Below are 13,061 nucleotides of genomic sequence, written 5' to 3'. Positions count from 1 at the left end.
GATTATTTCAGACCACGGTTGGTCATGGTCGCGTTCAGCAGCATTACATACTTTTTGTACTGCTCTTCATTAAGTACGGTGTGCATGTAAGCCAAGTCCTTGTTGATGGCTTTGTTCATCATAGTACCACGCTCTTCCTTGCTTGACTGTCCGGCAAAGTCCATTTCTGCACAGAATACCTTGTGGATGTCAGCAACGCTTGCCTTTTGGTCACCAGTCAAATCAAGTGCACGTGAGAGCATGTTCATGTTGATGTTCATGTTGTAAGCCTCAGCATTGTTTACGCTGTTAGTGTTCTCATTGTCTGCAAAAGCCATTGTCATGCTCAACATTGCAGCTACTGCAAAAATCATTCTTTTCATTTTAGTTACCCTTTCTTTTACCTTAAATTAATAATGTTATCCTTACTTGTCTTCAGGTCTTTTTCCTGTTTGACGATGCAAAGATAGAGAGTATTTTGATATCATACAAGTGGTTTTGTATGTTTGTGTGCGCAAACAGCTTGTTTCTTGATTTTAATCAAATAACAGCGAATATAGAACACATTTTATCAGATTTTCACGAAAGCGCATAGAATATTTGTTTTTCCATCAAATTATGCGTACCTTTGCATACAAATTGAAAATAGAGTTAGAAACATAATTGTAATACAAATAGATAAAGATATGAATAATGCAAACAATAAGTTTATAGCCCTCACTTACAAACTCTATGTGGATGGTGATCATGGTAAAGAAATGGTAGAAGAAGCTAAGGCTGACAGACCATTCCATTTTATAAGTGGATTTGGATTTGCCCTCGATGCTTTTGAACAACAGGTGATTTCCTTGGAAAAGGGTGCGCAGTTCAGCTTCTCTCTTTCTAAAGACGAAGCTTATGGTGATTATGACGATCAACAGGTTGCATCGTTGGACCGTACCATATTCCATGTGAATGGCAAATTTGATAGCGAACATATATATGAGGATGCCATTGTTCCCTTGCAAAACGCAGAAGGGCAACGCTTCTACGGTCGTGTATTGGAAGTGGGCAACGATAAGGTGAAAATAGATATGAATCACCCTCTGGCTGGCGAGACCCTCTATTTTGAAGGTGAGATTCTGGAAAACAGAGATGCTACAGAAGATGAGGTTAAGAAACTGATTGCTCATCTCAGCGGTAAAGGTTGCGGTGGCGGTTGCCATCACGACGGTGAAGGATGTTGTGGCGGTGGGTGTGGGAACCACGACGGAGAAGGTTGTTGCGGAGGACACGGCGATGGTGAATGCAGTTGCGGTGGCCATTGTCATGAAAACTAATCATTAAAACGATATAAGGTGAAAAATACGTTTGGACATCTTTTCACGCTTACCACATTCGGGGAAAGCCACGGTGAGGCAATTGGCGGTGTGGTAGATGGAATGCCTGCGGGCATTCTCATCAATCCTGATTTCATCCAACAGGAACTTGATCGCCGACGTCCGGGACAAAGCAAGATAACCACGGGACGGCAGGAAGCCGATCGTGTCGAACTGCTTAGCGGTGTCTTTGAAGGACGTTCGACAGGTTGTCCTATTGGTTTTATTGTACGTAACACCAACCAACATTCGTATGATTATGACAATATGCGTGATACATTCAGACCATCGCATGCTGATTATACCTATCAACAAAAATACGGACTGAGAGACCATCGCGGTGGTGGACGTTCGTCAGCTCGCATTACCATCAGTCGGGTTGTAGGAGGTGCATTGGCAAAACTTGCTTTACAACAGTTGGGTATTTCGGTCGAGGCGTTCACCTCTCAGGTAGGGGATATTGCCTTATTGCATGATTATACCCATTACGATCTATCGTTACGGGAGAATAATATCGTGCGTTGTCCAGATAGCGAGAAGGCTGCGGAAATGGTGCGCTTGATAGAAAGCGTCAAAGCTGATGGCGATACTATTGGTGGCATTATCACTTGTGTGGTAAAAGGGTGTCCTGCTGGATTGGGTGAGCCTGAATTTGGAAAATTACATGCTGCTCTTGGTAGTGCCATGTTGAGTATCAATGCTGCCAAAGGTTTTGAATATGGTGAAGGTTTCAGTTGCGTCAACTCACGTGGTTCTCAGCAGAATGACATCTTCGTCAATCGAGATCATCACATCACCACATTAACCAACCACAGTGGTGGAATTCAAGGTGGCATCAGCAATGGAGAAGATATCTATTTCCGTGTTGCCTTCAAACCAGTGGCTACCATTCTGCGCGAGCAACAGACTGTCAACATCGAAGGACAGGAAACAACGCTTTTAGCGCGTGGCAGACACGATCCTTGTGTATTGCCTCGTGCCGTACCTATTGTAGAAGCAATGACGGCAATGACCATCTTAGACTATTATCTGCAAAACAAGGCAACGACTTTGTAAATAAGGCATAATAGTCAATTCGTCCAAACACAGATTGAATAGGAATAGCAAACAGGTGTCAGTTTCTGATGCCTGTTTTTTTTTCGACTATAGAATGATGAAACTGGTGCGGTTTCTATATTTACAAGAACGAGTATGTCATGACTTGACAGCGCATAAAAAAAGGCAAGGCCCATATAGAGTCTTGCCAATGATTATAGAGAGGAGAGGGGATTAGTCTTCCCAGTTCTCCTGAGTCTTGCGAACATAGGTCTTGTAACGCTGCTGAGCCATCTTCTGTGCCTCGGCAAACAGTTCTTCGGCCTCGTTAGGATAAGCCTTCTTGACAGAAAGGTAACGAACCTCACCAAGCAGGAAGTCGTGGAAGTTTGCCCAGTTAGGCTCCTTAGAGTCGAGTGAGAATGGGTTCTTGCCCTCGGCAGCCAACTCTGGGTTGTAGCGCCACAGGTGCCAGTAACCACATTCTACAGCCTTCTTCTCCTCAGCCTGGCTCTTACCCATACCGCCCTTGGCCTTCAGACCGTGGTTGATACATGGAGCGTAAGCAATGATGAGTGAAGGTCCGTGGTAAGCTTCTGCCTCGCGGATGGCTTTAAGGGTCTGAGCGTGGTCAGCACCCATAGCAATCTGAGCAACATAAACATATCCATAGGTAGTGGCAATCATACCGATATCCTTCTTCTTGATGCGCTTACCCTGTGCAGCAAACTGTGCGATAGCACCGAGAGGAGTAGCCTTTGAAGCCTGACCACCGGTGTTAGAGTAAACCTCGGTATCGAGAACGAGAATGTTCACATCCTCACCGCTGGCGATAACGTGGTCGAGACCGCCGTAACCGATATCGTAAGAAGCACCGTCACCACCGATGATCCACTGTGAACGTTTCACGAGATAGTGGTCGAGTGTCTGCAGTTCTTTGCAGATATCGCATCCAGCCTCTGCACCTGCCTTGATGCAAGCCTTGAGTTTTGGAGCAATCTCCTTGGTCTTTTCAGCGTCTTCCTTGTTGTCAATCCATTCCTGAGCAAGAGCCTTGTATTCGGCAGGTGCATTCTCGCTGGCGATGATTTCGCCGAGCAGGATGGCAACGCGCTCCTTCATCTTCTTGTTACCCATAGTCATGCCAAGACCGAATTCGCAGAAGTCCTCAAACAATGAGTTGTTGAAGGCAGGACCCTGACCCTTTTCGTTGGTGGTGTATGGAGTAGAAGGAATTGATGCAGAGTAGATTGAAGAACAACCGGTAGCGTTGGCAATCATCTGACGGTCACCGAAGAGCTGAGACAGCAACTTCACGTATGGAGTCTCACCGCAACCAGCGCAAGCACCTGAGAATTCGAAGAGAGGCTGAGCAAACTGTGAGTTCTTCACGTTGCTCTTCACGTCAACGAGATCCTGCTTAGACTTCACGTCCTTCACGAGTTTCTCCCAGTTCTTAGCTTCCACCTTCATATCCGCAGCATCAGGGTTGAATGGAGCCATGGTGAGAGCCTTGCCGAGTTTTGGATTACCTGGGCAGATATCAGCACAGTTACCGCAGCCAAGACAGTCGAGTACTGATGTCTCGATACGGAAGTGCATGCCCTTCATAGCGGCAGGAGCCTTCATCTGGATAGTCTTGAAGTCGTCGCCGAATCCTGCAAGTTCCTCGTCGGTCAGAACGAATGGACGGATGGCAGCGTGAGGACAGATGTATGCACACTGGTTACACTGGATACAGTTGTCTGGATTCCAAACGGGAACGAAGGCTTCTACACCACGCTTCTCGTAAGCAGCAGTACCAACCTGCCATGAACCGTCAACGGTGTTGTGTTTCACAAAGTCGTTCACAGTCAGCAGATCGCCGGCCTGGGCGTTGATGGGGCGAACAAGCTCCTTAACGAATGCGGGAGCGTTGTCCTGCTTCTCGGCATCATCAGCCAAGTTAGCCCATTCGGGTTTAACCTCGAATTTCTTGAATTCACCACCACGGTCGATAGCAGCATAGTTTTTGTCAACAACGTCCTGACCCTTGGCACCGTAAGACTTCAAGGCAGCAGCCTTCATCTTTTCAACGGCAAATTCTACAGGGATAACCTCTGTGATACGGAAGAAGGCACTCTGTAGGATGGTGTTGGTGCGGTTACCCAGACCGATTTCCTGTGCAATCTTGGTAGCGTTGATGGTATAGACAGTAATGTTGTTCTGTGCGAAGTAGCGCTTAACCTTGTTAGGCATGAATTTCTCCAGTTCAGCATCATCAAAGATGGTGTTCAACAGGAATGTACCGTTCTTCTGCAGACCACGTGTTACATCGTACATGTGGAGGTAAGCCTGAACGTGGCAAGCTACGAAGTTAGGAGTAGTTACCAGATAGGTAGAACGGATAGGAGTATCACCGAAACGCAGGTGCGAGCAGGTGAAACCGCCAGACTTCTTAGAGTCGTATGAGAAGTAAGCCTGGCAATATTTGTCGGTGTTGTCACCGATAATCTTTACAGAGTTCTTGTTGGCACCGACAGTACCGTCAGCACCCAGACCGTAGAACTTAGCCTGGAACATGCCGTCGCCACCGAGTGCGATTTCCTCTACTGCAGGCAGAGAGGTGAAGGTCACGTCGTCAACGATACCCACGGTGAAGTGGTTCTTGGGCTCTGGCATGGCGAGGTTGTTGAATACAGAGATGATCTTGGCGGGAGTAACGTCTGATGAGCCGAGACCGTAGCGGCCACCTACGATGAGAGGACGGTTTTCCTGGTCGTAGAAAGCTGCCTTAACGTCGAGGTACAGAGGTTCGCCGTCGGCTCCTGGCTCCTTGGTGCGGTCGAGTACAGCGATGCGCTTTACGCTCTTGGGAACTGAAGCGAGCAAGTGCTTCACTGAGAAAGGACGATAGAGGTGTACGCTGATCATGCCGACTTTCTGTCCGTTGGCGTTCAGATAGTCGATAGCCTCGCGTGCAGCGTCTGTTGCAGAACCCATGAGGATAATCATTCTGTCTGCATCCTCAGCTCCATAGTATGAGAAGAGGTGGTATTCACGACCGGTAATCTTTGAAATCTCACCGAGATACTTCTCTACTACTTCAGGTACTGAATTATAGTAGCTGTTGCATGCTTCACGGTGTGTGAAGAATGTTTCGGGGTTCTCAGCGGTACCGCGAGTAACAGGGCGCTCAGGGCTCATGGCACGGTCGCGGAAGCGCTTGATGTATTCCTCGTTGACGAGAGGACGGATATCTTCCTGATCCATCAACTCAATCTTATGATACTCGTGAGAGGTGCGGAAACCATCGAAGAAGTTAACGAAAGGAACGCAAGTCTCGAGCGTTGCGAGGTGGGCAACGGCAGTCATATCCATCACCTCTTGAACAGAACCTTCGCAGAGCATGGCGAAACCGGTCTGGCGGCAAGCCATGACGTCCTGGTGGTCACCGAAGATACACAGTGAATGTGAAGCCAGAGTACGTGCAGAAACGTCGAATACGCATGGGATAAGCTCACCGGCAATCTTGTACATGTTAGGAATCATCAGGAGCAGACCCTGTGATGCGGTGAATGTGGTGGTGAGAGCACCGGCCTGCAGTGAACCGTGAACGGCACCTGCGGCACCAGCCTCAGACTGCATTTCCTGTACTGCTACGTTTTGTCCCCAGAGGTTCTTACGACCACGAGCAGCCCATTCATCGACGTGCTCCGCCATTGGAGATGACGGGGTGATGGGGTAGATAGCAGCTACTTCCGAGAACATGTAGCTCACGTGAGCAGCAGCCTCATTACCATCACAAGTGATAAATTTCTTTTCTTTTGCCATTGTTTTAATAAAAATATTAAATGATAAAACTTTGTTTAGTATAGGAATCCCAGAAGCCATAGTGGTATCTGGTTGTCTTTTCCGATTTCTGTATTATAGCGTGCATAGATGGTGTCGGGCGAGTTTCGGGTCTTTCCTGATGCTTCTGCATCACAGACGCGGAACTTCAAGCGTTCATCTACCATATATAAGGAGTCGCGCGAACCTTGATTTACCTTATGGTCTTTCCACAGCGAATTGACGAAGAAGGTCTCCATGGCATTCTGCTTTTCTACGTGGATGGGGTAGATGGCATAAAGCAGATTGGAGTTGTGCAGCATGATTTTTGCCGGTTTCTTGGGGAAATCCTGTCCCACAGGGTAAATCATGTTCAGCAGTCTGGCGTCAGTAAGATATTTCACGTAGTTCATGACTGTGGCGCGACTGGTCTCTATCTTGTTGGCCAACTGGCTGACGTTGGGCGCTTTCGGACCTTCTTCTGCCAGGAGGTAGAACAGTTGTTTGATTTTCGTGAGATATTTCAGTTCAATCTGTTTGATGAGCAGGATATCCACTTCTGTCATCATGTTCATGGTTTTCAGCAGGTTTTCCGAATAGTTGCGCTGTTCCTGATAGAATGGATAGAAACCATGATGAATATAATCTTGGAAGTATTTGTTGGGTGATACCTTTGGTAATATTTCCTTGATGATGTGCTCGTGGTCGGCAAGAATCTCTTCAAGCGTATAGGGATGGAAATTGTTGCCGGTTTGGAGATTGATGAATTCACGGAAGGAGAAACCTCTGAGGTTATAACTCTTCACGATGCCGTTCAGTTCGGGGTTTTCCTCTTTCAGTCGCATCACGCTTGATCCGGTGAATACTATTTTCAGTCCGGGATGCTCGTCATAACATCGACGAAGCTCCTCCGACCAGTTGGGTTGTTTGAAAACCTGGTCAACCAACAATACGCGTCCTCCTCTGTGATAGAATTCTCCTGCAAAATCTGCAATGCCTCTCTCCTGAAAATAGAAATTGTTCATGTTGATATAGAGACATTGGCGGTCTTGAATGTCGAATTTCTCTTTTGCATATTGCAACAGGAAGGTTGTCTTTCCGATACCACGTGTTCCCTTGATGCCTATCAAGCGGTCGTTCCAGTTGATTTCGTCCATGAGGATTCTGCGAACGGGTGCGTTCGTGTGCTCAACCAAATATCGATGTGTTCGAAAGAATGCTTCCATTGAAAAGTACGATTTGTTTTAAAACGTTTGCAAAGTTAATAATTTATTTGTAATTTGCAAACTCTATATTGCAAAATATCAAAAAAAAGTTGTAAATTTGCATCCGAAACAAACTATTATGAGTAATTTCTGCCTTTTCAACCCAGAACATGAAATTGCTTTAGCGAGCAATTTGATGAATTTCACAGCCCCGAAGGCTGGACGTATGCTACGTGCCGACTTGGGATTTCTGCCTGTTTTTTGGGCGGAAGAGGGGGATGTTATTCTTGTGGATGATGTTGACAGTTGTCAAAACGCCTTAGACGATTTCCTTTCTGACTGCGCATGGTGGTTGAAAACTGCAGACAAGCATCTGCCTCATGTCGTATGGACTGATGGTCGCAGGATGGATCGTATTCCCCTGCCGTCTTCCATCGACCCTTGGGGATGGGATCCGGCTGTTTGGAACAGATTGTCGCGTATCGCCATAGACAAGGCCTTGTTGCCGTCGCTGCATCATATCGAACAGATACGCCTGTTGGCACATCGTCGTACTGCTGCCCGACTGCTGGCGCAGTTGTCGGGAACGGGAATTGTCGGTGAGGCTTTTGAGTGTCATACGATGAAAGAAGTCGAGGACCTGGTCGCTCGTTACAAGTGTGTCATGATCAAAGCGCCTTGGTCGTCGAGTGGGAGAGGGGTGCGCCCCTTTACTCCTGATAAGCTGTTGGAGGCTCCGCAAAAAAAGTGGATAGAAAACCTTCTCCACCAGCAAGAGTCTGTCATGGTTGAACCCTATTATAATAAGGTGAAGGATTTTGCCATGGAATTTACGATGACCCATGATGGTCAAGTCAGGTATGAAGGTCTGTCGCTCTTCCATACCGACCATACTGCCTATACGGGTAATCTCTTGGCTACAGAAGAGGTAAAGCGAAAAGCCATAAGTACTTATGTTTCAACCCAACAGTTGGATGATATTAAAGTGAAGATTTGTAACTGTTTGCCCCGCCTCTTAACTCCTGTTTATCAAGGTCCTTTAGGCATTGACATGATGGTCGTGGAAGATGGCAAGGGTCATTTGCTCTTGCATCCCTGCGTCGAAATCAATCTCCGCCGTACCATGGGACATGTGGCTTTATCGCTTTCCCCTACGCATGGTGATGAGGTTGCCATGATGCAGGTTGTTTACGATCAGCATTACCAACTCAAAATTACCAAGTAACAAGTATTTCGAAATCTCATTTATCAAATAACAATAAAAACATGAAAAGAAAAACTCTTCTACTAACGCTGCTGGCAGTTACCCTGTGTGGTCATGCGCAGTACAAATCTCAGGTGTGGTCACCCGATAATGGTGACGGAACATACACCAACCCCGTCATCAATGCCGATTATAGCGACCCCGATGTCTGCGTGGGATCTTCTGGCGATGATTACTATATGACAGCATCCAGTTTCCAGTGTATTCCCGGTTTGCCCATCCTTCATTCCAAGGATCTCGTCAACTGGCAGTTGGTGGGACATGCGGTGAAGGAACTTGAACCCAAAGAGGTTTTCGACAAACCGTCACACGGTAACGGTATCTGGGCGCCTTCCATCCGTTATCATAACGGCGAATATTATATCTATTGGGGAGATCCCGACTTTGGCGTCTTTATGGTTAAAAGCAAAGATCCCGCAGGAGAATGGAGCAAACCGCATTGCGTGATAGCAGGCAAGGGAATGATCGACACCACGCCGTTGTGGGATGAAGACGGACGCTGCTATCTGGTCAACGGATGGGCTAATTCAAGAGCTAATTTTGCATCGATGCTGTGTGTGCGTGAACTCTCTGCCGACGGAACACGTGCCATCAGCGATCCTGTCATTGTCTTCGACGGTAATGGTACGGAAAACCGCACTTGCGAAGGTCCTAAATTCTACAAGCGCGACGGATGGTACTGGATTTTGTGTCCTGCCGGCGGCGTACCTACCGGTTTCCAGTTGGCTATGCGCAGCAAGTCGCCATACGGTCCTTACGAACATAAAATCGTATTGGCACAAGGCAAAACCAATATCAACGGTCCTCACCAAGGCGGATGGGTACATACGAAATATGGGGAAGACTGGTTCCTGCACTTCCAAGACAAGGATGCCTATGGTCGTGTGGTTCATTTGAATCCCGTTGACTGGTCCACAGGATGGCCTATCATGGGCAAGAAGGGTGAACCTGTCACCACTTACAAGAAACCTAAGTCGTCATCATCAGTTATTGTCAATCCGGAAGAGAGTGATGAGTTCAACAAGCCGACGTTGGGTCTCCAATGGCAATGGCACGCTAATTATCATCAGTTCTTTGGAATGCCTACTGCTTTCGGCACCATGCGTGTTTTCACATATAAACAGGATGGAGGTGCGAAGAATCTTTGGAATGTGCCCAACATGCTGTTGCAGAAGACCCCTGCCGACCGTTTTACCGCAACAACCAAAATTCGCTTAACCGCTAAGGCAGAAGGTCAGTATGGTGGTTTTATCATGATGGGACTTGATTATTCAGCATTGGTAGTGAAACGTGTCGGTAATGAGTTCCGTCTGATACAGATGACCTGTAAATCGGCAGACAAGGGAAATGCGCAGAGCGAGACACTCATCGCCACGCTTCGTCCTACCGCTGTTGACAAGGTAAATTACAAACCAGCTATTCACGAAGATATTTACCTCCGCATGACCGTCAACGATGGTATGATGCAGTTTGCATGGAGTCAGAACGGTAAGAAATTCACCACCTGTGGCGAACCGTTCAAGATGCGTGAAGGAAAATGGATTGGTGCGAAGATTGGTTTCGTAGCAGCAGATACAAATCCCAATGCGGATAAAGGTTGGATTGATGCCGATTGGATTCGCATCACCAAATAATCATTTCAGTAAGAGACACTCTTAGATGATATCATTTCCGCACCACTTGGACGTTCTTCCAGTGGTGCGGATTTTTTTTGTACGTGGCATAAGAATCCACAGAATACACGGAGCGTTTAGGTTATAGTTTAGAGGTTAAAGGTTAAAGGTTAAAGGTTAAAGGTTATAGATTCTCTTAAAGATTTTTGTGAAGATTTTTGTTAAGATTTCGAGCATCTCTGATGCGATCCATAATAAATTCGTCCCAGAAGCGAGGTACTCGAGCGCATTTTTAGTCGAGATTTTTGTTAAAGATTTTGTTTCGTGTTGTTTCGTGTTGCGCTCGCGCAACCCCAAAAAACATCCGTCTAAGATCCGATGATTGATTTCCGTGTGAGATATTTCCGGTGTCACCATGGATTAGTATATCAGATAGGGATTGGAGCGCAGCTCGTCCGCCATACTTGTTTGTGGCCCATGACCACATAAGATTATAGTGCTTTCGGGCAGACTGCGCAGCAGTTTCAAACTCTCCTTCATTTGCGCATAGCTACCGCCAGGGAAGTCAGTACGTCCGATACTCTGTTTGAATAGCGTGTCGCCCGTAAACGCCACCTTTTCTTCTTCGCAGTAGAACACACATGATCCTGGGGTATGGCCAGGTGTGTGAAGAATCGTAAAGGAATGGTTGCCAAACGCCACCGTTTCTCCATCAGTAAAATAATGTCCTACTGGAGCGTACTCCTTTTGAAGCAACATGCCGAGCATCGACGATGCCTGATCAGCCAGGTTTTCTATGAGCGACCGGTCTTCAATCCTTAGTTCAATCTTCAGTCCAAACTCCTTGTATATGACATCATTACCGATATTGTGGTCGAAATGTCCGTGGGTGGCAATTAGGTGCACAGGCGTCAGCTTGTTGTCGTGGATGAACCGTGAGATGGCTTGATGCTCCTCAGGGTAAAAAGCCCCACAGTCTATGATGACACACTCTTTTGTTTCGTCATAGACCACATAACAGTTTTCCTGCAGCATGTTGCAGGTGAAGCGTTGGATATTCAGCATGGCAGATATACGATATTTTTCTCTTGAAACCATTCCTCATCAAAGAAGGAACTGATGTCTGTTATTTCCACGATATTGCGGAACGGTTTTGTTTCCTCTTCCAGATGCCCGCCCTTAAGACAGATGATGCCGTTGGGCAGACTGTTGCGTTGATCGCGTGAGATATTCTTCTTCACTATTTTATAAAGGTCAGTCAACGGCATGACAGCGCGACTCACCACAAAATCATACTTGCCCTTTTCCTCTTCACCCCGGAGGTGGGTAGGGTGGCAGTTGGTCAGGCCGATAGCTTGGCAAACCTCCTGCGCCACGCGGATTTTCTTTCCCGTACCGTCGATGAGTTTGAAGTCGCATTCAGGAAACAGTATGGCGAGGGGTACACCGGGAAATCCGCCACCAGTGCCGAAATCGAGAATGGTAGAACCGGGAGTGAAGTGCGTCACTTTCCCGATAGCCATCGAGTGGAGCACATGGTGCTCGTAGAGGTTGTCGATGTCTTTACGTGATATCACGTTAATCTTCGCATTCCACTCCCGATAGAGTGCGTCAAGCGCCTCGATTTGCTCCTTCTGTCTGGAGGTGAGATCAGGGAAATACTTGAATATAATGTCTGTCATCTTGATTATTGAAGCGTTTATTGTTTTTTCATTATAGCCTTGAGTTGTCCATAGGAAATCGTCAGTTCGGTATCGCCCGTGGCGTATGGTGCTATTTCGTATGGATTATAGTGGAACGTCACCTCTTTTGTGCCCAATATATAGTTGTCAGGCACATAGAGGTCCATGGTCATCAGATACCCCTTGTCGTGCAGCTCATCCATGTTCTTCGAGTTTGTTTTGCGCATCAGTTCCGAAAGGAGCATGTCGCAGAGCGGTTGCTCATAACCCGTCACGAAGATATCGTTGAGTTTCAGCAGTTGTCCACTGTCAGCATCGAAGTTCATCACCATGGTCTGGTGGTTAGGATGTGCTCCGCCTTCGTATGTCATGAGTTCCACCCGATAGACGATGGCATCGTTCAGTCCAGGTGTTACTGTCGTTCCCAGTTTATACTGGTATTCGTACCATCCCTGTCGTTCCGTGTCGTGTTGGTCATCCCTGTAGAGCGGCATCATGTTTTCCCGATAGCTGTCAGCGTATTGCTTCACAAACGCGTCAACAGCCTGTTGCATGCTCAGTTGTTGGAGATTGAAGATCCGTTGTTCTATGGTGTTATTGATGCGTTCCGCCCTTATGCTTTTTTCATCCAGGTATTTCACTTGGATATCGATGGTGCATGCAGGGCTGTGTGGAGCATCAGTCAGTGCCATATTCCGGTTGACAACAACCTCTTTGAAAAGGCTGTTGACATCGTCTTTGTTTTTACATCCGCATAGCACCAAGCAAACAGCCAATGCAGTGTATATAATCTTCTTTACGTCTTTCATCGACTTGCAAAGTTACGCATAAGGGTTTGAAAATGCAAATTATTGCAATAATAGTTTCTCTTTCCCATTCGTTTTTTGTATTATCCAAAAAAAATCCACGGAGCACACTCTAAGCAATCATCGGAATTTAAACGGATGTTTTTTTGGATTCTTCGCAAGATTTGATATACAAGCAACAACGGGCTGAAGGCCCAATGGCTTCCTTAGCCCAGGGTAACACCCTGCGGACTTGATGTAACATATACACCTACGTCCTGTAAGGACAAAAGTATTTACCTAGACAGGCTGATATCAAAAATCTTTAAC

10 protein-coding genes are annotated in these 13,061 nt (G+C 46.7%); 4 read left to right on the top strand and 6 right to left on the bottom strand.

What is annotated here, in order from left to right:
* Positions 1 to 2: 2 nt before the first annotated feature.
* Positions 3 to 362: a hypothetical protein gene (locus CIK96_RS11790; protein ID WP_094440685.1), complete on the bottom strand. Its 360-nt coding sequence runs from the start codon at positions 360 to 362 to the stop codon at positions 3 to 5.
* A 303-nt stretch (positions 363 to 665) separates the two neighbouring features.
* Between CIK96_RS11790 and CIK96_RS11785 the strand changes: the two genes are divergently transcribed.
* Both CIK96_RS11785 and aroC read left to right on the top strand, forming a co-directional pair.
* Positions 666 to 1,298 carry a peptidylprolyl isomerase gene (locus CIK96_RS11785; RefSeq protein WP_094390475.1) on the top strand — a complete coding sequence of 211 codons (633 nt, stop codon included), beginning with the start codon at positions 666 to 668 and terminating at the stop codon, positions 1,296 to 1,298.
* 18 nt (positions 1,299 to 1,316) lie between these two features.
* Positions 1,317 to 2,393 carry a chorismate synthase gene (gene aroC / locus CIK96_RS11780; protein ID WP_094390474.1) on the top strand — a complete coding sequence of 359 codons (1,077 nt, stop codon included), beginning with the start codon at positions 1,317 to 1,319 and terminating at the stop codon, positions 2,391 to 2,393.
* Between the two features lie 213 nt (positions 2,394 to 2,606).
* Here the strand turns inward: aroC and nifJ are convergent, their stop codons facing one another.
* Both nifJ and CIK96_RS11770 read right to left on the bottom strand, forming a co-directional pair.
* The gene (nifJ, locus tag CIK96_RS11775; protein ID WP_094440684.1) at positions 2,607 to 6,185 is read right to left on the bottom strand and encodes a pyruvate:ferredoxin (flavodoxin) oxidoreductase; all 3,579 of its coding nucleotides are present in this window, start codon (positions 6,183 to 6,185) and stop codon (positions 2,607 to 2,609) included.
* A gap of 35 nt (positions 6,186 to 6,220) precedes the next feature.
* Positions 6,221 to 7,408 (bottom strand): ATP-binding protein, encoded by a 1,188-nt coding sequence (locus tag CIK96_RS11770; protein WP_094440683.1) that lies wholly within the window; start codon positions 7,406 to 7,408, stop codon positions 6,221 to 6,223.
* 118 nt (positions 7,409 to 7,526) lie between these two features.
* Between CIK96_RS11770 and CIK96_RS11765 the strand changes: the two genes are divergently transcribed.
* Together CIK96_RS11765 and CIK96_RS11760 are read left to right on the top strand one after the other, a co-directional pair.
* The gene (locus tag CIK96_RS11765; protein ID WP_094440682.1) at positions 7,527 to 8,612 is read left to right on the top strand and encodes a hypothetical protein; all 1,086 of its coding nucleotides are present in this window, start codon (positions 7,527 to 7,529) and stop codon (positions 8,610 to 8,612) included.
* Between the two features lie 41 nt (positions 8,613 to 8,653).
* Positions 8,654 to 10,285 (top strand): glycoside hydrolase 43 family protein, encoded by a 1,632-nt coding sequence (locus tag CIK96_RS11760; RefSeq protein ID WP_094440681.1) that lies wholly within the window; start codon positions 8,654 to 8,656, stop codon positions 10,283 to 10,285.
* A gap of 399 nt (positions 10,286 to 10,684) precedes the next feature.
* On the opposite strand, the gene CIK96_RS11755 is transcribed toward CIK96_RS11760, so the two are convergent.
* Genes CIK96_RS11755 through CIK96_RS11745 form a run of 3 tightly spaced genes read right to left on the bottom strand, consistent with a single transcriptional unit; the run spans position 10,685 to position 12,755 of the window.
* Positions 10,685 to 11,329, bottom strand: coding sequence for an MBL fold metallo-hydrolase (locus tag CIK96_RS11755; protein ID WP_094440680.1), 645 nt, complete (start codon positions 11,327 to 11,329; stop codon positions 10,685 to 10,687).
* Positions 11,323 to 11,946 carry a 16S rRNA (guanine(527)-N(7))-methyltransferase RsmG gene (gene rsmG, locus CIK96_RS11750; protein WP_094435834.1) on the bottom strand — a complete coding sequence of 208 codons (624 nt, stop codon included), beginning with the start codon at positions 11,944 to 11,946 and terminating at the stop codon, positions 11,323 to 11,325. The genes CIK96_RS11755 and rsmG overlap by 7 nt, the downstream gene beginning before the upstream one ends.
* Positions 11,947 to 11,963: 17 nt before the next feature.
* On the bottom strand, positions 11,964 to 12,755 hold the full coding sequence (locus tag CIK96_RS11745; RefSeq protein ID WP_094440679.1) for an RsiV family protein: 792 nt from the start codon (positions 12,753 to 12,755) through the stop codon (positions 11,964 to 11,966).
* Between the last annotated feature and the right edge of the window lie 306 nt (positions 12,756 to 13,061).

Origin of the sequence: Prevotella sp. P4-98, from assembly GCF_002251405.1 — a bacterium.
GTDB lineage: Bacteria > Bacteroidota > Bacteroidia > Bacteroidales > Bacteroidaceae > Prevotella.
The sequence above is the reverse complement of the archived record's forward strand: the minus strand, read 5'-3'. Positions and strand labels throughout refer to the sequence as shown.

Bases quoted from the DNA above. Each gene is read 5' to 3' on its own strand.
- CIK96_RS11745 (WP_094440679.1), bottom strand. From the start codon at position 12,755: ATGAAAGACGTAAAGAAGATTATATACACTGCATTGGCTGTTTGCTTG.
- CIK96_RS11755 (WP_094440680.1), bottom strand. From the start codon at position 11,329: ATGCTGAATATCCAACGCTTCACCTGCAACATGCTGCAGGAAAACTGT.
- CIK96_RS11770 (WP_094440683.1), bottom strand. From the start codon at position 7,408: ATGGAAGCATTCTTTCGAACACATCGATATTTGGTTGAGCACACGAAC.
- rsmG (WP_094435834.1), bottom strand. From the start codon at position 11,946: ATGACAGACATTATATTCAAGTATTTCCCTGATCTCACCTCCAGACAG.
- nifJ (WP_094440684.1), bottom strand. From the start codon at position 6,185: ATGGCAAAAGAAAAGAAATTTATCACTTGTGATGGTAATGAGGCTGCT.
- CIK96_RS11790 (WP_094440685.1), bottom strand. From the start codon at position 362: ATGAAAAGAATGATTTTTGCAGTAGCTGCAATGTTGAGCATGACAATG.
- CIK96_RS11765 (WP_094440682.1), top strand. From the start codon at position 7,527: ATGAGTAATTTCTGCCTTTTCAACCCAGAACATGAAATTGCTTTAGCG.
- CIK96_RS11760 (WP_094440681.1), top strand. From the start codon at position 8,654: ATGAAAAGAAAAACTCTTCTACTAACGCTGCTGGCAGTTACCCTGTGT.
- CIK96_RS11785 (WP_094390475.1), top strand. From the start codon at position 666: ATGAATAATGCAAACAATAAGTTTATAGCCCTCACTTACAAACTCTAT.